Genomic DNA, 19207 nt, shown 5'->3' on the forward strand with positions numbered 1-19207 from the left:
ATAATAGGAGTTACCATAATGTATCAACATCGCGATTGGCAAGGTGCCTTATTAGATTTTCCAGTAAACAAGGTGGTTTGTGTTGGTAGTAATTATGCCAAGCATATTAAAGAAATGGGATCTGCTCATCCTGAAGAGCCTGTTATTTTTATTAAGCCAGAAACTGCATTATGTGATGCGAATCAGCCGATTGTTATTCCTAAAGATTTAGGTTCAGTTCACCATGAAGTGGAAATGGCTATTTTAATTGGCATGCCGCTGAAAAATGCGGATGAAGATCGAGTGTCTCGTTCAATTGCGGGTTTTGCTGTGGCTTTAGATTTAACGCTTAGAGACCTACAAGCTAAGTTTAAGAAAGCAGGGCAGCCTTGGGAAAAAAGTAAAGCGTTTGATGGTTCATGTCCAATTTCTGGCTTTATCCCGGTTAGTAGCACTAATGACCTCCAAAATGTACAGTTAAGCTTAGAGATTAACGGGGAAGTTCGTCAGTCTGGTTCAACCCGTGATATGATCACGCCAGTGTTACCTCTTATTAGCTATATGTCCCGTTTCTTTACCTTGCGTGCAGGGGATGTCATTTTGACTGGGACGCCAGAAGGTGTTGGTCCATTAGTTTCTGGTGATATGTTAAAGCTATCTATTAATGATAACTCGCTGACCACTCGAGTAATTTAAGCATAGGATTTGGCAGTATTATGTCTGAGTTTTTCTGGCAGGTTAAGACATTAGATGAAATGACAGATGAAGAATGGGAATCTCTGTGTGACGGTTGTGGGCAATGCTGCCTGCATAAGTTAATGGATGAAGATACTGATGAAATCTATTTTACTAATGTTGCTTGTAATCAGTTAAATATTAAAACCTGTCAGTGTAAGCATTATGCCGATCGTTTTAAGTACGAAGATGATTGCATCAAACTGACTCGTGATAATTTGGAAACATTTCAATGGTTACCAAATACTTGTGCTTATCGTTTATTAATGGAAGAGAAGCCATTACCAGCATGGCATCCATTGAAAACCGGATCAAAAACGGCTATGCATAATGAAGGTATCTCTGTTCGGCATATTGCTGTTAGAGAAATCGATGTAGTTGATTGGGAAGATCATATAATGAATCGGCCTAGTCCCCGTTGATACCAAGTACGCCTTATAAAGCGGCCCTCAATAGTGAGTAAACTATTGAGGGTTTTTTTATATCTAAATATATTCCTATCTATTTGAGACTCAAATTATGGAGCTTCAATCTGTATTACCGAAGAATTTTCTATCACCTATCTAGGTATTTTTACCTAACTCAATATTTGCCTTGTCGTTAATAGATGGTTGATGAAATGTAATCTAATGTCAGTGGTTGATTTTTATTTTTATTATTAATTTTTACTCTATTATTTGGCGATTATTTTGAAAGTTTCAGAATAAAATATTATTTCTACTATGCATCTCAATATTGTCATATTGTCGTTCTAATATAGATATTGTACGGATATGTTATGTAATTAGAGGTGTTGTTAACGTTATTCTAACGATTGATTTGTTAGTCATGAGGTAAGGTATTTAGCTAAAAAATAATTACACACGTAGCAAAAAATGCTTTTTCCATCAAAATCTGAACTTAAGTCAAATGAAAAACACGCATTAGGTGTTTTTAGGAATATTCCTAATGGTATTTTTTGTTAGAGAAATTGTTCTGTTTGTAAAATACCCATATTTTTCAAATAATCTTAAATATCACTAAGTTAGATTGTGATTTTGATTTTTTGATAAAGATCAAGTTTTTGAGTTAAAAGTACTACTTATTTAGTATTGCGCTAAGTCTAATGATTATTTCCGCTTACTTAGATTACGTGTTAAAGAGGTTCAATACAGTTGAATTATCAAAAAGTCATTATGTAATAAGAGCATTATATTGCGGTTTTTGTGATTTTTTATTATTTATATCTCCATCTAACGTTTAAAGTGTTTTCCATATCTTATCCAACCTAGACTCTTCTGCTGATAAAATGCATATTATTAAATTTTTATTTTATCTTAAGTATGTATTTATCTTTCTTAAATCAATTTACTCCTCACTCGAGTTAATGGGTGTTGAGAATAACAATTCGATATTAAATTTTATTAATTTATCAAAGCCCTAATCTGATTCCTAAGTAAATATATAAATTTAATTTATTAATTTCGGTTTTTTTTAGTTGTTGTAGCTATATTATTTTGTAATGGAATTACTAGAAAAAGTGTCTAAATGTAAATAAAATAATTAAATTTGACTTAAATGTTAAATATGTATTTTTTATTTAAATCTAAAATAAAGTAAAATGATGGCTTAATTAACCATATATTGTGTTATTGCATAAGTATTAATCTGCTTTTGGCTCTCAATATGACTTATTAGGTGTGCATTGTATATTGGGAAATTCAATCGATAAGCCACTTACAATAGGTGTTATCTATTAATCAATTGATTGATGAAAGTAAAAAACGATTTAATGTTCCTTAAGTTTTTATGTATCCTCTGCTCCGAATTATATGGTCGCTTAGATTGTGGGTTCAAAAATAGAATAAGTTAAGTCATACGTCTTCGTGCATTTAAAGCTATTCACTAAAGATAAAAATATGCTTACTTCTGACTGTATCTAAATACGGTCGGTTTCTGTTTTTGCATTTACCGTACGAGATAAAAGGCCATGTAATAAATTTTTTCTAAACAAATAAAAAAATCATATTAGGAATTAAAAATGAAAAAAGTATTACTGACCGCTATCACAGCAGCAGTTTTTGGTGTTACTACAGCAAACGCAGCAACAGCAGTTGGCGGTGGTCAAGTTAACTTCAACGGTAAAGTTATGGATGTATCTTGTACTGTTTCTGTTGATGGGCAAGGCAGCGATGCTACCGTTTATTTGGCGCCAGTTTCTTTAAAAGAAATTAAAGAAACTACAGCAAGCACTATTTTAAAACCAAAAACGTTTGCTATTGAAATTGGTAAATGTTTCCAAGGTGCTCAAGCTGTGACAGATACCTCTAAGTTGGGCGTTAGATGGACCGGTGGTAACTTAGCTGCAAATACGGGCGGTAACTTAGCAAATACCGTTGTTAATGGAGCTCAAAAAGTTCAATTAGCACTGTCAACTGACGGTAAAGCAAACAAGAAAATCTATCCTGGTGATGCTGGCCAACCGCTTGTTACGGGTGAAAAAAATGGTGAAAATGCACGTTTCACTTATTTCGTCGGCTACATCTCTGAAACCCCAACTGAAGCAACTGCGGGTGAAGTTCAAAGCTACGCAACCTACGAAATTACTTATAACTAATTCATAGGTTAGTTTTTATCCTATTTTTTGATAAAAACGTTGAGTCTGTAAGCGGTGGATATACAGCCGCTTTTTCTTTTTAGAGGTCTACATGAAAGCCATCCTTTTTTGTGTCTGTTTACTGTCTAGCATGACCGTCTTTGCGAATAATATTATTGTTAATGGAACACGTTTTATTTATTCGGGTGATGAAAAAGAAATTACGGTACAGCTAAATAACAGTGCAGACCGCCCCGCAATGGCCCAAGCATGGCTTGATACTGGTGACGCATCTGAAACTCCAGACACCATAAAAACTCCATTTCAGCTTACTCCACCAATTTCACGCGTTGAAGCGAAAGGTGGACAAACTATTCGTATTAAATTGATGGATAAGTCTGCCATTCTACAGGATAGAGAATCCTTATGGTGGCTGAATATTTTAGACATTCCACCGATGGTTAAAAATAAAGCTGAAGAAAATCAAAATGTACTGCAACTGGCGATCCGTTCTCGTTTTAAATTTTTTTATCGCCCAGTAGGACTTGGTAGCCGCGAGTTGGCACCAGAACAGCTGGTTGTTAAATCAGTTGGCAGCAACCTTAATATCGACAATCCAACGCCATACTTTATTACTATTACAAAAATTTCTACAGATGGTGCTAATGGATTAAATGATAAAACAATTTTTTTAGAGCCTAAAAGTCAATTAACAGTTCCGATTAAAAAGCCTTTAGGGTCAGGTATGACAATTATTATCAATAATATCAATGACTATGGTTCTGATGTTACGGTAAAAACCACCGTAAAATAGGATTAAGAAATGATTCAGAGAGAGTTAAAAAATAAATATTCAAACATACTCTCAGTGGCTAGTGTGGTCACAGTCTGTGCGTTGCCGACTTTTTCTGCTTGGGGTGAAGAAGAGACAGCCTATGAATTTAACAGCGGTTTTATCATAGGAAGCCAAGAAAACGTCGACTTAGAGCGCTTCAATGCCACAGGTATTAGTCCAGGAAAATATTCTGTTGATGTGTATACCAATGGTAATTGGAAAGGGCGTTTTGAACTCGATTTTGTGGCTAAACAAAATGGGCAGCTTGGTGCATGTTATACCCCTGCCTTATTAGCTGATTTTGGTATTAATGTTGAGCAGTTTACCTCCAATCCAGATGTGAAAACCCAACAATGTTTATTCCTGAATGAGTGGAATAGTGACCAAGATGTGGTGGATACATTTCACACATCGACATTGCGTGTTGATATTTCAGTACCTCAAATTTATGAGCAAAAATCATCTCGAGGCTATGTTTCTGAACAATTTTGGGATACAGGGATCCCTGCGTTAAATCTAGGTTATATGAGCAATTACTATAACAGTCACTCTAATGGTTCTAATGATGCAAGTGCCTATCTAGGATTAAATGCAGGCTTTAGCTACGATGGTTGGTTACTTAAACATATTGGTCATTTAAGTTGGCAGCGGAGTAATGGCGCCCAATGGAACAGTAACCAAACTTATCTACAAAGACCTATCGCATCGTTGAAGTCAAAGGCGACAGCCGGTCAGTTTTATACTGATGGTGACATGTTTGATAGTGTGAGTTTATTAGGTGCCAAAATTGCTACCGACGATACGATGTATCCCGATAGCATGAACTCGTTTATTCCTGAAATTAGGGGGATTGCACAAAGTAATGCTTTAGTAACAGTAAAACAAAATGATGTTGTTCTTTATCAAGCCTCGGTGCCTCCAGGCCCATTTAACCTCACTGATGTTTACCCATCGGGGTCGGGTAATGACTTAGTCGTGACTGTGAAAGAAGCGGATGGAAGTGAATCATCATTTAGCGTGCCTTATACCTCATTAGCCCAGCTAGTACGTCCTGGTTATACCCGTTACCAGTTTTCGGGAGGAAAAGCAGATACCGATGGTTTGAGCAATCGACCCTTTATTATGCAAGGTACGTTACAGCACGGACTAAATAATACGTTCACATTATATGGTGGCGTTACCGCATTTGATGATTATCAAGCTTATTTGATTGGTACAGGGGTGAATACGGTTATTGGTGCAGTGGCGTTTGATCTTACCCAATCTCGAATCGTGTTCAATAATAAAACAGAATTGGGGCAAAGCTATCGTTTTACGTTTAACAAAATGTTTTCGCAAACAGATACTAATCTGGTTTTAGCTGCTTACCGTTATTCAACTGAAGATTATTACAGCCTGTCAAATGCATTATATGCGATTGATTATGATAAAAATGGTAAGGATAGATCACTAGGTCGTGAAAAAAATGGTTTCAGTTACACAATTAACCAAAATCTACCTTATGATTTAGGCAGTTTCTATTTTACGGGGCGTATTTCGAGTTATTGGGATCGCTCAGGGATAGAAAAACAATTTCAGTTGAATTATAACAACCAGTTTGATCGTCTTTCGTACGGTATTTCATTAATGAGAGTGTATGCAGACAATTCAGAAAGAAGCCAAGATGACCGAGTAAGTTTAAACCTCAGTTTTCCTCTTTATTACGGTAACAGAAACTATACCTCAATTACCTCAAATACGGTTTTCAATAACGAAAAATTTGGTTCCTCTCAAGTTGGGGTCAGTGGCGCACTTGATGCGGATAACTACTGGACCTATGGTCTGAATACATCATTAGAAAATGGTGGCAATAATAATTTTGCAGTGAATACTGGCTACCAAACTTCATTGGTGAATACAAATGCCAACTATAGCCAAGGACAAGGTTATCGCCAATATGGTGTCTCAGCAAATGGTTCGATGATCGTCCATTCGGGAGGGGTGACGCTATCCCCAAATACATCATCGACAGTTGCATTGATTGAAGCTAAAGGCGCTGAAGGGGCATTAGTTATCGGGGCTCATGGAACCGCAATCGATAGCCACGGTTATGCTATTGCTCCCTATGTTAGACCTTATCGTACTAATAATATTGAGATTGATCCAAAAGGTAGCTCTGATGACATCGTATTCAGCAATACGAATGAGCAAGTTGTCCCTTATGAAGGCAGTGTGGTGAAAGTGACATTTAACACAAAAGCTGAAAAAACAACCGTTTTTCATGTTGTCAGGTCCGATCATAAACCGATGCCTTTTGGTGCAAATGTTGTTAATGCGAACGATGAATATATCGGTATTGTTGGGCAAGGTGGCACCGTCTTTATTAACAATGAAGATGCAAAAATAGCAACGATTAAGTGGGAAAATGGGCAATGTTCATTTTCACTAGAGGCTGGAAATAGTCAGGAGAGTTTATGCCACTAATAAGTCAATGGCGTTTGTTGGTTGGAATGGGGGCTCTCTTTGCGGCAAGTCATGCCTCTGCGCATATGACCGGATATAGCCATTGTGATAGGACGCGTGAACCTACCTATAAGCTGGATATGGATATGGGACGAATTGTTGTTGACCCAAATTTAGCTGTAGGTGGGGTGATTGCGAGAAAAAGCTGGCCGTTACGTTCATCCTCCAATGATGTTTATCTTACTTGCTATGGTCGTAATGACCTTGATGCTGAAATTGTCATGCCTGGATTAAGAGATATTGGTAGTCGTATTTATCAATCGAGTGTTCCGGGGATTGGCATGAGATTTGAACGCGCTGGCCAAGTAAGCATGACATACCCTGATACATATACTGTTAATGGTGGTAGATGGGGAACAAACTACTACTTAGCGGGTTCAACATTTACTTTAACATTGATAAAAACCGCAGCAGTAACAGGATCTGGCTCAATTGCGAAAGGGGAATATACTCGGTATGGTGATAGAAATAGTTATAGCCCTATTTTAACAACGTCATTAACAGCAAATGCAATTACAATTGTGTCTCCTTCTTGCATGATTGAAAGTGGTAAAAATCAAAATGTTTATCTTGAAACAATTAAACGTTCTCAATTGACTGGACGAGATACTGTTGCGGGAACAAAGAATTTTGATATTGTTTTAAGATGCAGTGGTGGAACAACAGCCTCTGGCTACGCAAATATTAAAATGGATTTTAGTGGTAATCATTCAGTAAGTGCAGTGGAAGGTGTATTAAAAAATGAAGCAACAGGCTCCAATGCAGCTAAAGGTGTCGGTATTCAAGTTATTGAAAGAAAAAGTTATGCCCCAATTAACTTTGGAAAAATTTATGATGTTGGAAGATTAACTAATACTCAAGAAAGAACCTATGTCTTGGAATATGCTGCACGCTATTTTCAATATGATAGTTATGTCTCAACAGGGGAAGTGAGATCTCATATGGTTTTTGATATTACTTACGATTAATATGGTTATTTTCTATTTTTAGATATTCAAATAAACAATTTAAATAAAACCATAAAAGTGGCCTATATAAATATAGGCCATTTCTTTTTCTAAATTTAATATCTAAATTCGATTATTTATATTTGATGTTTTGTTGAAACGATGACGCTTTCTGCTGCATATTGTAATTCTTTATTCGTTATATCAAAAGGGACTTGTTCGTTATCATTATCTTCATTCTTATATCCTTTGAAAAACCACTCAATAGGACACATTAAAATGTCTGCAATATCAAGGAGATGGTCTATTGGGATTTTGTTTATTCCATTTTCATATCGGGATATTTGCTGTTGACTTAAATTTAATTTACTCGCTAAATTTGCACCTGACAAACCTAACTCTTTTCTTCGGTTTTTAATTCTAATACCGATGATACTATGAATGTCCATATGACATACTCAACTTATTATAAAGGTTTTTATTATTCGTTTGTGTTATATATTATATTAAATTAAAAGAGAATTTAAAAGCTATAGATATAACAAAAACGGTTTTTATTTTTTTTAGGAACTATCTGTTGATTATATGTTTCATTATGTAACACATAATTATTTCAGGATTATTTTGAATAATCTTAATGGGATTAACAATAAGAATATACCGCTATAATTATAAGGTTAAACCTGTTTGTTAAGCGATTAGAAACGAATTCCCCCATGTAAAAAACAATTTTTTTGTCTATTTATATAGATAATATGTTTCATTTTGAAACCAATTGCATTGACAAATTTTTACTGATTTATTTTTGAAATTAAAATAATCTAATTAACGATATATATAATTATCATTAAATTGGTGAGGTCTTACCACTATTATTATATTTATAATAAAAATTATATTTTGTTGTTTACATTATGATTGAATGCTTTATTTTTTATTTTTTTTATTTTAAAAAATAAACTAATGATATTAGTGAATGAAACTTTATTTATTACTACAACAAAGATAAATATAAAGTATACTGTAATGAGATCGTTGGTTTTTTATCACATAATTAGTGAGGTTCTCATGAAATTGTATATCTATGATCATTGTCCTTTTTGTGTACGTGCGAGAATGATTTTTGGTTTTAAAAAAATAGCAGTTGAGGAAATTATTTTACTCGATAGTGATATAGAAACACCAACTAAGATGATTGGGCGTAAAATGGTACCCATTTTACAAAAAAATGATGGTAGCTACTTGCCTGAAAGCCTAGATATCGTTCGCTACATTGATCAATTAAAAGAGCCTCAATATGCAAGCGGTGAAATGAGCACTGAAATTGATAACTGGTATAAAGCCGTATCATCGACAGTATCAAAACTAGTCACTCCGCGTTTCACTGAGTCTGAATTTCCAGAGACAAATACCCCTGAGGCTAAAGCGACCTATATCCAGCGCGTGAGTAAGTTTCATGGGGATTTAGACGTGCTGAGAAAGGAAACTCATACATTACTTATCGAGCTTGAACCGCATATGGATTTATTAGATTTGTGGTTAGAAAAACGAGATATAAATATCGTGGATATTAATGACTTTATTATCTTTCCAGTACTGCGTAGCCTAAGCATTGTGAAAGAAATTTCATTTAGCACAAACATTCATAATTATATGAATAAAATTTCTAAAGCCACAGAGATTAATTTGCTTTTTACACAGGCTAGGTAACATTTTTATCTAGTACAGAATAAAATAAAAAAACCACATTCTTTAGTTGGAATGTGGTTTTTTATTTTGTTATAAATTAAAAATCATTGCATATAGTCACTTAATGTATACACAAGTTTATAATGACCTTGTAGGAGAACTAAGCGATTCTTGGTTAATTCCACTGTAGCACCCTCCGTTAACATGCGATTTATTATCGAATCCCAGCGCGAGAGATCTTCATCAACACATTGTAACTCTGTCTTAGTTAGTGACTTTACTTTTAGCTTAGTATTATCAAATGTCCCCATGCCATTAAAGTCATTACACATAGAAGCAGAGACAAACATTTTCTCTCCAAATGAAATGGCTGGGGCTATTTGCTTATTTCTTACTTTTTTACCGTTAACTTCAGCAAGCACAAAATTATGGTGCATTAACTGTTGCTCTAGGGATTGATGACTATTACCCGCATTGACTTGGTGCGTCTGGCACGCACCAAGTAGTAAGCCTAATAACGTAAGAGGGATTAATCTTTTCATCCTAACTTGTCCAACTAAGGCTTAACAATATTTGGGCAAATCTCACCGCGGCTGACTTGCTGGATATTATTTAACGTTGTTAAACTGATGCTCGTTAAGGCTTCTTCAGTTAAAAATGCTTGATGTCCAGTGAACAAAACATTATGACAGGATGATAAGCGACGGAAGATATCATCTTGAATAACGTCATTTGACTTATCTTCAAAGAACAGGTCGCGTTCATTTTCGTACACGTCCATGCCTAATGAACCGATTTTTTGCGATTTTAATGCGCTAATTGCAGCGACTGAATCAATCAATGCACCACGGCTAGTGTTAATGATCATAACCCCTGGTTTCATCTTATTAAATGCTTTTTCATCTAATAAATGATGGTTTTCTGGTGTCAAAGGGCAGTGTAGGGAAATAACATCGGATTGTTGGTATAGCGTGTCCAGATCGACATATTCTGCACCAAGATCCAAGACAGCTTGGTTTGGATATGGGTCATGGGCAAGCAGGCGCATTCCAAAGCCTTTTAAAATTCTCAAGGTTGCTTGACCGATTTTGCCTGTACCGATAATTCCCGCTGTTCGGTTATGCATGTTAAACCCGGTCAAACCCTCTAAGGAGAAATTGGCATCTCGGGTGCGCTGATATGCACGGTGAATTCGTCGATTCAAGCACAGCATCATACCAACAGCGTGTTCTGCTACCGCTTCTGGGGAGTATGCTGGAACACGAACAACATCAATACCTAGTTCATTAGCAGCATCTAAATCAACGTTGTTAAACCCTGCGCAGCGCAATGCTAAAATTCGAATATTGAGAGCAGCTAGCTCCTCTAAAACCGCACGGTTAGCTTCATCATTCACAAAAATACACACTGCATCGGCACCAACGGCGTTTTTGGCAGTCTGAACAGTTAGTGGGAAATCAAAGTATTCAATATTAAAATCAAATTTTGATTGACGATTAACCTGTTCCATATGCTTGCGATCATACTGTTTGGTACTATAAGAAACAATTTTCATCAGAGGGACTCCATAATTCATAGGAACCAATAAATAACAGGTAGGTAAAAGTAAAAACCTACTAATAGATAAGTTCAGAATAAGACAATTGGTAGTGTAAATCATCTATAAATTCAGAAAATATCTATCTGTTTACTTTCGATTTTCGTTTATGCTTTATGTTTAACAATGCAATACTATTATTGAGTTAAAAGTAGCCAAGCCATAAGAAGTATTAACATACGAGTGAAGTATATGTTTAAACAAGGACGCAGTTAATGATCAGGGCTCTTAAAATACTACTCTGTTTACTTGGAGTTAGCTTTGCGCTCTTAGTCTTACTGTGGACCACGTTTTCTCGCTGGGTACCCATTGTCGCAAATCACTTTTTACCGCATCCCGTGACGCTGTCACTTTCTGATCCTCAGTTAGTGGGGAGGCAAATACAATTCCCGCAGATAAGAATAACGGTAGACAATTGTTCTATCGCCAATTTGGACAACACTCGTATTTCATTTTTTCCACTACGTATAAATATTGATGGTTTAAACCTTGCAGCAGAGTGCATGGATAAAATCAAAACCGATGATAATTCATCAACAGAACCCACCAATATTTCTGACCTATTGAATTCAATCCCAAAGTTTTCACTGGTAATAGAGAGTATTAATTTACAGTCATGGGAAAAATACCAAGGTAGTCTTTGGTTGCGTCGTACAGATGACGCTAAATTAGCGCTAGATTATCGAGGAAAAAATATATCCTTATCCTCATTAATTACACCGTCGGGACAACTCTTGATCAATGAGTTTTTTATAAATTTGCCTCAAGATACACTCCCGAACGATCCGCTTAACCCAACTAAAGTATCGAATATTGAACCTCAGCGCATTGAATTAACAGCTCAACTAGCGTTACCTCTAACCAGCGAGCAAATGCCTGAAACGGGAGATATTACTGCACATTTTAAATTGGTGGAGCTGGGTAAACGTTTAGAAGCCAAACTTCATTGGCAACGCGACCAAGGTTTACTCTCAGTCACCGATGTGGAGTTTCAGCGAGAGCTATTTTACCTACCTTGGCAAATATCGGCTTCTCAATTGATCGTTTCAGATGGACGATGGAACTGGCAGGATGCGGAAATTCCGTTGCATGGCGGCATTGCATTTCAAATTGACCACTGGAATCAAACTATCAATGAAATGAAGGTTTCGGGTCGATTAAATATGCTGACGGACGCTAAAAAAGGTAAAGCAAACGTTGTACTAACGGTTGAGCCTAGCCATATTAATTTACTCAATGCGGATATTAACTTCAGGCTATATGGACAAGTTAAATATGATGACATGGTGCTGGACATTAATTTACCTGCAAAAATTACAGGTCAGATAGTTTCTCCGACGGTTGCATTTTTGCCCGGTTCTTTAATGAGAGCCTATGGACAAGTTACACCGACAATTTTACTCAATGAAATACGTTTACCGCTAGCGGGCACTCGTTTGAGTGCCGAGGGAATTTCAGGGCGTTTACAGGCCATTGTGAAAGTGAAAGAACAGTATTGGGGGAATTTTGTCGTTCATTTAGATGGAACGGCAAATAGATTCAATATTGATAAAGGAAAGTGGTTTTGGAATTATTGGGGAAATGCGCAATTACCGACATTGGCTGCTCGTTGGGATATCAAAGGAAATGGAAGCTGGCAAGATACACAACTAACGCTAAATAGCCTAACAACGGGATTTGACCAAATCAAATACGGCTTACTTTCGATGAGCTCGCCACGTTTAATTCTTACACAACCTCTAATTTGGCAGCGGGATGAAAGTAAAGCTAATTTCCACGGTTCATTACAATTAACCAGCGACAAAATGCAATTTGGCGTAGACAGTTATTTACCGAAAACAACGGTCAATGCTGACCTAACAGGTCAATCTCCTGCAAGTTTTCAATTAAAAGGGTATTTAAGTACTCAACAAGTTGGGCCTATCGTAATATTTGGGCGTTGGGATGGCGAGCGTCTAAGAGGGGAAGCGCGTTGGCCTGAGCAATCGGTCACTGCATTTCAGACATTAATTCCTAAAGATCTTGGAATAGAATTACGGCAAGGAAAGCTATTCTCTCAGGCTGCATTTTCTATAGCTCCTGAGAGTGGATTTATTGCAGGCGGACACTGGCGTGTTGCGAATACCAGTCTCTGGTTAAAAGATGGTGAGTTAAATGGATTAGATTTTGTCCTCCCATGGAAATTGCACAATAGCACTTGGACGCTGGGTGAAAAATCTCCGGTTGAATTACGGATTAAACATGTTTCTAACTTGTTTGAGTTTACAGATATTAAAGCTGATTTATCCGGAACCTATCCACCTACTGAAATAACGCCAATACAGTTAAGTAATGTGGGTTTTAAAATGCTGGGGGGAGAGGTTAATTTAGATTTATTACGTTGGCCTCAAAACAAACCCGCTACCATTAGTGTTCATGACGTGGAACTCAGCGAATTATTTACCAAGCTTAAAGTTTCTCAGTTTGCAGTTTCCGGTCGAGTTAATGGACAATTGCCTTTTTATTTGAACAACCCTGAATGGATTGTTCGGGGTGGCTGGTTGGAAAATAGTGGCCCACTAACACTGCGTTTAGAAACAGATTTTGTTGAGTCTATCGCTAAAGATAATATCTCTGCGGGTTCAGCGATTGGTTGGTTGCAATATTTAGAAATAGAAAAAAGTCGCACTGATGTTAATTTAACCAACTTGGGGCTATTAACAATGTCGACTATTCTTGAAGGATATAACGCCCGTGAGGCGAAGAAACGTGAAGTTCACTTAAATTACCACCATGAAGAAAATGTTTTTCAATTATGGCGTAGCTTACGCTTTGGTAGTGGCTTAGAAGAGTGGTTGGAAAAAAATCTGTGATTCTGTAATAAAGAAAGGATGAACGTGAAAACATTAAAATTAGTAACAGTGATGGCAATGGTTGCAGGGTTGACAGCTTGTTTACGGGTAGAAGTTGCAACACCAGATAAACCTATTAATATCAATATGAATGTTAAGATTGAACATGAAATTCAGATCAAAGCGGACCGACAAGTCGAGGAACTGCTGAAAGAAAATAGTGACTTATTTGGTGAGGTTCACAGCAAATGATGAATTTGATTAAAGTGATTATATTATTCTCGGCCTTTAGCATATTTTCTGCATTTGCTCTGACCGTGGACGAAGGTAAAAACCAAGGATTAATTGGAGAAACATTCTCGGGATATTTAGCCATTGTCGATCCCAATAACCCAGAGGCGAAGGTATTGATTGAACAAATCAACGCAGAAAGAAAAGCAAAATACGATGAAATCGCAAGAAAGAATAACTTAAAAACCAACGATGTTGCGAAACTTGCAGGGCAAAAGCTGGTGGATCGTGCAGACAAGGGAGAATATGTACGAGGCATTAATGGGCAGTGGGTAAAGAAAAAATAAAAATGCGCACATAATTGTGCGCAGATAGGTAACAGACTAAATCTAACAAGGCGTTTTGTTATGCAATCAGAGCATCAATATGAGATTTAGCTTGTAACTGAGCAGTTTCCGCTGATTCCGGGCCTAATGCAGTTCCTTCAGCAAAAATAAATTCAATATCAGTAATCCCAATAAAATTTAAAAACAGTGTTAAATAAGGCACGATAATATCGGTTGGAGTATCTCTATAAATACCACCACGACTCGTCAAAATATATGCACGCTTACCCTTTAATAGCCCGACAGCACCTTGTTCTGTATATTTAAATGTTTGCCCAGAGCGAGCAATAAAATCAAAATAATGTTTCAGTTGAGATGGGATCGTAAAATTGTACATTGGCGCGGCAATTACAACGACATCGCTTTGCTTAAGTTCAGCAATTAATTGATTCGACAGTTCCAAATGTGCTTGTTGTTCAGCAGTTTTAGTGTCACTCGGTGCAAAAGCTGCTAAGATTTCGCGATCAATGGCTGGGACGGGGTCATTAACTAAATCTCGAACAGTAATCTCATCAGCCGGATTTTTTGCTTTCCATTGCTGAATAAAATAATCAGCCATTTTGTTACTGTGTGAATAGTCTGCCAAAATGCTGGATTTTAATAATAATACGTTACTCATTGTTTCCCTCGAAATCGGTGTAACTCTCTACCTATTAATGATAATGATACTCGACATAGGGTAGATTGATAGGAAGATTTTTAGAAGACTAGGTTCAAAAAAATTGATGGTATTTTCATGAAATAACTAAAATAAAACTAAATATTATCTTTAGTCAGCGTAGGGGGAGTTTAACTCGCTGATGATGTAATGAATTGAAATATAAGGATTAGAGAATGGATCCCATTCTATTGACACTCAATACTGAAATTGAAAAAACTTCAATACGTGACCAATGGTTGCTCAAAAAAAGAGTCCATGGAATTGCTAAAATACAAGATCAAAAATCGCGTATGGCGGTTATTGAAGTCATTAAAGGGGATATTGAAAAGGCTAAGCAAAAAGTTGAAAAAAAACGCCTTAATGTCCCCAAAATTATTTATCCCGATAATTTGCCCGTTAGCCAGAAAAAACAAGTCATTCTAGAAGCAATACAGCATCATCAAGTGGTGATTATTGCAGGTGAAACTGGCTCAGGTAAAACGACTCAGATACCTAAAATTTGTCTTGAATTAGGCCGAGGAATTAAAGGCTTTATTGGGCATACTCAACCAAGACGACTCGCTGCTCGTTCAGTTGCCACACGATTAGCTCAAGAGCTAGAGTGCGAGCTGGGTACTAATGTAGGTTATAAAGTTCGTTTTAGTGACCAAGTTGGTGAAACAACTCAAGTTAAGTTGATGACCGATGGTATTTTACTCGCTGAATTACAGAATGATAAATTACTCCTGCAATACGATACAATTATCATCGATGAAGCCCATGAACGTAGCCTAAATATCGATTTTATATTGGGATATTTACGTCAATTATTACCTAAACGTCCTGATCTTAAAGTGATTATTACTTCTGCGACGATTGATCCTGAGCGTTTTTCTCGTCATTTTGGCCATGCGCCAATTGTTGAGGTTTCAGGGCGTACTTATCCTGTGGAGGTCCGTTATCGCCCAATTATGGGGGATGACAATGACAGTGAGCGGGATCAAATTGATGGCATTGTCGATGCTGTGAATGAGCTAGGTCGAGAAAGCCCTGGCGATATTTTGATATTTATGAGCGGAGAGCGAGAGATCCGCGATACCGCTGATGCACTAACTAAGTTGCAATTACGTCACACGGAAATACTCCCATTATTTGCGCGACTGTCTAACAGCGAACAAAATCGAATTTTCCATCCTCATGGTGGGCGCCGCATAATTTTGGCAACTAACGTTGCGGAAACCTCATTAACAGTTCCGGGTATCAAATATGTGATTGATACCGGTTATGCTCGAATTAGCCGCTATAGCTATCGTACTAAAGTACAGCGCTTACCCGTTGAGGCTATTTCTCAAGCCTCAGCGAATCAACGTAAGGGGCGTTGTGGACGTGTTTCTGATGGTATCTGTATCCGATTGTATTCTGAAGAGGATTTTCTTTCTCGTCCTGAATTTACCGATCCTGAAATTTTAAGAACTAACCTAGCATCGGTCATTTTACAGATGACTTCGATCGGTCTTGGCGATATTGCTGCTTTTCCATTCGTAGAGGCACCGGATAAACGTAATATCCAAGATGGTGTCAAACTGCTGGAAGAGTTAGGGGGAATTCAGCCACATAAAGAGGCTGATAAAGGTTATCGTTTAACGGATGTAGGACGCCAATTGGCGCAACTGCCCGTAGACCCACGTTTAGCACGTATGGTGATTGAAGCCAGAAAATATGGTGCGGTGAGAGAAACCATGGTGATTGTATCGGCATTGTCGATCCAAGACCCACGTGAAAGACCGCTTGATAAGCAGCAAGCAGCTGATGAAAAGCATCGTCGTTTTCATGATAAGCAATCCGATTTCATGGCATTTTTAAACCTATGGGACTATCTAAAAGAACAACAAAAAGCATTGTCCAATGCTCAGTTTAGAAAAATGTGCCGTCAGGATTTTCTCAACTATCTACGAATTAGAGAGTGGCAGGACTTGTACACTCAATTAAGACAAGTCGTTAAAGAACAAGGTATTGCAATCAATAGTGTGGAGGCTGACTTCCGTAGTATTCATGTTTCTCTATTAGCCGGTTTGCTATCGCATATTGGACAAAAAGATGCGGAAAAACATGAGTTTACTGGGGCAAGAAATGCTCGCTTTACGATATTTCCAGGTTCTGGATTATTTAAAAAACCGCCAAAATGGACAATGGTTGCAGAGCTAGTTGAAACTTCGAAACTTTGGGGGCGAATTGCGGCGGCGATCGACCCTGAATGGATTGAACCACTTGCTGGGCATCTCGTTAAGCACCATTATAGTGAACCCCATTGGTCAAAATCAGAAGGCGCGGTAACGGCTTCTGAAAAAGTGACATTGTATGGCTTACCTATTGTTGCATCCCGCCAAGTGAATTATGGATCGATTGATCCATTATTATGTCGTGAATTATTTATTCGCCATGCACTAGTTGAGGGTGATTGGAATACTCGCCACGCCTTTTTTAAAGCGAATTTAAAGTTACTATCTGAAGTTGAGGATTTAGAACATAAATCGCGGCGTCGCGATATTCTCGTGGATGACGAAACGTTATTTGCGTTCTATGACCAGCGAATTCCTAATGATGTAATTTCATCTCGTCACTTTGATAAATGGTGGAAAGATGTCTCAAAACAGCAACCAGACTTGCTTAACTTTGAGAAAAACATGCTCATTAAGGAGGATGCTGGAAATGTGTCATTACTCGATTATCCTAATTATTGGTACCAAGGTGAATTGAAATTCCGCTTAAGCTATCAATTTGAGCCGGGAACTGATGCTGACGGTGTCACGGTACATATCCCATTAGCGATTTTAAATCAGGTTCAAAATATTGGTTTTGACTGGCAAGTTCCGGGGTTACGTCATGAATTAATTGTGGCACTGATTAAATCATTACCTAAACCGATTCGCCGTAACTTTGTTCCAGCACCGAACTATGCTTCAGCATTTCTAGAGCGAGTACCCAATCCAGAGGGCAGTGTGCTGGATAAGCTTGAACGCGAATTGCGTCGCATGACAGGTGTGACAGTTGAAAGAGAAGCTTGGCAGCTAGATCAATTGCCTGTGCATTTAAAAATGACGTATCGAGTTGTTAACGATAAAAATAAAACCATCGCTGAAGGGCAAGATCTTGATGCACTAAAAGATAGTCTCAAGGAAAAAGTGCAAGAAACCTTATCTGAAGTGGTTGATGACGGTATCGAACAGAGCGGTTTGCATATTTGGAGCTTTGGTGAATTACCCCAACGCTATGAGCAGAAACGAGGTGGGTACTCGGTGAAAGCTTATCCAGCGTTGGTGGATGAAAAAAACAGTGTTGGTATTCGTGTTTTTGAAACTGAATTTGAGCAACAACAAGCCATGTGGGCTGGAGTGCGCAGATTACTGTTATTAAATATTCCTTCACCAATTAAATATCTCCATGAAAAATTACCTAATAAGTCAAAATTAGGTCTCTATTTTAACCCGTATGGTAAAGTGCTGGAGCTGATTGATGATTGTATTGCTTGTGGTGTCGACCAACTGATTGATAACTATGGTGGTGCAGTTTGGAATGAAGAGCAATTTGAAGCATTGAAGGAATATGCCCGTGCTGAACTCAACGATGCCGTGGTTAACATTGCGAAGCTAGTTGAACAAATTTTAACATCGGTGTTTGCTATTAATAAGCGTCTAAAAGGTCGTGTTGATTTCTCGATGGCGTTAGCCTTATCTGATCTAAAAGCACAAATGTCAGGGTTAGTATTTAAAGGTTTTGTGACAGAGCAGGGCTGGAAACGATTACCAGATATCCTGCGTTATTTGAATGGTATTGAACGTCGTTTAGAAAAACTGGCCATTGATCCGAATCGTGACCGTGCGCAAATGAGTAAAGTTGAGCATGTGCAAAATATGTGGCAGCAATGGATGGGCAAATTAACTCCTCTACAGAAAAAATTACCCGAGGTTCAAGAAGTGCGTTGGATGATTGAAGAGCTACGGGTGAGCCTATTTGCACAGCAATTAGGGACGCCATATCCAATCTCCGATAAACGGATTATCCAGACGATGGAAAGCTTGAGCCAGCAATTATAGGTCATTGATTTAATTTTATTAAAACGCACAGACTTTCAATAAGTAGGTGCGTTTTTTATTATTGCTTACTTATTTATTGTGGCATATATCTGCATTTTAGTTACAACATCCTTGTTGTTTTTCAAACAAAAGATACCTGCAACACCGTAATTGATTTTACGATCTC

15 protein-coding genes are annotated in these 19207 nt (G+C 37.5%); 11 read left to right on the forward strand and 4 right to left on the reverse strand.

Features of this window, described 5'->3' with window-relative positions; translation table 11 throughout:
• Positions 1-18 precede the first annotated feature (18 nt).
• The 6 genes from EL244_RS08560 to EL244_RS08585 all read left to right on the forward strand — a co-directional run bounded on the left by EL244_RS08560 (position 19) and on the right by EL244_RS08585 (position 7594).
• Complete coding sequence (locus tag EL244_RS08560) at positions 19-675, forward strand: fumarylacetoacetate hydrolase family protein (RefSeq protein WP_126436796.1); 657 nt, start codon at positions 19-21, stop codon at positions 673-675.
• A 20-nt stretch (positions 676-695) separates the two neighbouring features.
• Positions 696-1136, forward strand: coding sequence for a YcgN family cysteine cluster protein (locus EL244_RS08565; protein WP_006813093.1), 441 nt, complete (start codon positions 696-698; stop codon positions 1134-1136).
• Positions 1137-2734: 1598 nt separating this feature from the next.
• Positions 2735-3310, forward strand: coding sequence for a fimbrial protein (locus tag EL244_RS08570; protein WP_126460189.1), 576 nt, complete (start codon positions 2735-2737; stop codon positions 3308-3310).
• Positions 3311-3401: 91 nt separating this feature from the next.
• A complete protein-coding gene (locus tag EL244_RS08575) occupies positions 3402-4103 on the forward strand; it encodes a fimbrial biogenesis chaperone (RefSeq protein ID WP_126460192.1) in 702 nt (233 codons plus the stop codon).
• A 9-nt stretch (positions 4104-4112) separates the two neighbouring features.
• A complete protein-coding gene (locus EL244_RS08580; RefSeq protein WP_006813090.1) occupies positions 4113-6587 on the forward strand; it encodes a fimbria/pilus outer membrane usher protein in 2475 nt (824 codons plus the stop codon).
• Complete coding sequence (locus EL244_RS08585) at positions 6578-7594, forward strand: fimbrial protein (protein WP_126460195.1); 1017 nt, start codon at positions 6578-6580, stop codon at positions 7592-7594. Before EL244_RS08580 ends, EL244_RS08585 begins: the two co-directional genes overlap by 10 nt.
• Positions 7595-7710: 116 nt before the next feature.
• On the opposite strand, the gene EL244_RS08590 is transcribed toward EL244_RS08585, so the two are convergent.
• Entirely contained in the window at positions 7711-8022 is a 312-nt protein-coding gene (locus EL244_RS08590; protein WP_126436802.1) for a helix-turn-helix domain-containing protein, read from the reverse strand.
• Between the two features lie 619 nt (positions 8023-8641).
• Here EL244_RS08590 and grxB point away from each other — a divergent pair.
• The gene (grxB, locus tag EL244_RS08595) at positions 8642-9283 is read left to right on the forward strand and encodes a glutaredoxin 2 (protein ID WP_126460198.1); all 642 of its coding nucleotides are present in this window, start codon (positions 8642-8644) and stop codon (positions 9281-9283) included.
• A gap of 83 nt (positions 9284-9366) precedes the next feature.
• On the opposite strand, the gene EL244_RS08600 is transcribed toward grxB, so the two are convergent.
• Positions 9367-9804, reverse strand: coding sequence for an META domain-containing protein (locus tag EL244_RS08600; protein ID WP_126460201.1), 438 nt, complete (start codon positions 9802-9804; stop codon positions 9367-9369).
• A 14-nt stretch (positions 9805-9818) separates the two neighbouring features.
• Positions 9819-10817 (reverse strand): 2-hydroxyacid dehydrogenase, encoded by a 999-nt coding sequence (locus EL244_RS08605; protein ID WP_039854085.1) that lies wholly within the window; start codon positions 10815-10817, stop codon positions 9819-9821.
• A gap of 257 nt (positions 10818-11074) precedes the next feature.
• Here EL244_RS08605 and EL244_RS08610 point away from each other — a divergent pair, with 257 nt between their 5' ends.
• The 3 genes from EL244_RS08610 to EL244_RS08620 are packed head-to-tail and all read left to right on the forward strand — an operon-like array spanning position 11075 to position 14268.
• The gene (locus EL244_RS08610) at positions 11075-13711 is read left to right on the forward strand and encodes a YdbH family protein (protein ID WP_126460204.1); all 2637 of its coding nucleotides are present in this window, start codon (positions 11075-11077) and stop codon (positions 13709-13711) included.
• 18 nt (positions 13712-13729) lie between these two features.
• On the forward strand, positions 13730-13942 hold the full coding sequence (locus EL244_RS18305; protein WP_006813083.1) for a YnbE family lipoprotein: 213 nt from the start codon (positions 13730-13732) through the stop codon (positions 13940-13942).
• Positions 13939-14268, forward strand: a complete 330-nt coding sequence (locus EL244_RS08620; protein ID WP_126460207.1) for a YdbL family probable chaperone protein — start codon at positions 13939-13941, stop codon at positions 14266-14268. The genes EL244_RS18305 and EL244_RS08620 overlap by 4 nt, the downstream gene beginning before the upstream one ends.
• A gap of 58 nt (positions 14269-14326) precedes the next feature.
• Here the strand turns inward: EL244_RS08620 and EL244_RS08625 are convergent, their stop codons facing one another.
• Positions 14327-14926 carry an FMN-dependent NADH-azoreductase gene (locus EL244_RS08625; RefSeq protein WP_039854083.1) on the reverse strand — a complete coding sequence of 200 codons (600 nt, stop codon included), beginning with the start codon at positions 14924-14926 and terminating at the stop codon, positions 14327-14329.
• A 215-nt stretch (positions 14927-15141) separates the two neighbouring features.
• On the opposite strand from EL244_RS08625, the gene hrpA reads away from it, so the two are divergent.
• A complete protein-coding gene (hrpA, locus tag EL244_RS08630) occupies positions 15142-19041 on the forward strand; it encodes an ATP-dependent RNA helicase HrpA (protein ID WP_126460210.1) in 3900 nt (1299 codons plus the stop codon).
• The last annotated feature ends 166 nt before the right edge of the window (positions 19042-19207 follow it).

Origin of the sequence: Providencia rustigianii (assembly GCF_900637755.1) — a bacterium.
Classification (GTDB): domain Bacteria; phylum Pseudomonadota; class Gammaproteobacteria; order Enterobacterales; family Enterobacteriaceae; genus Providencia; species Providencia rustigianii.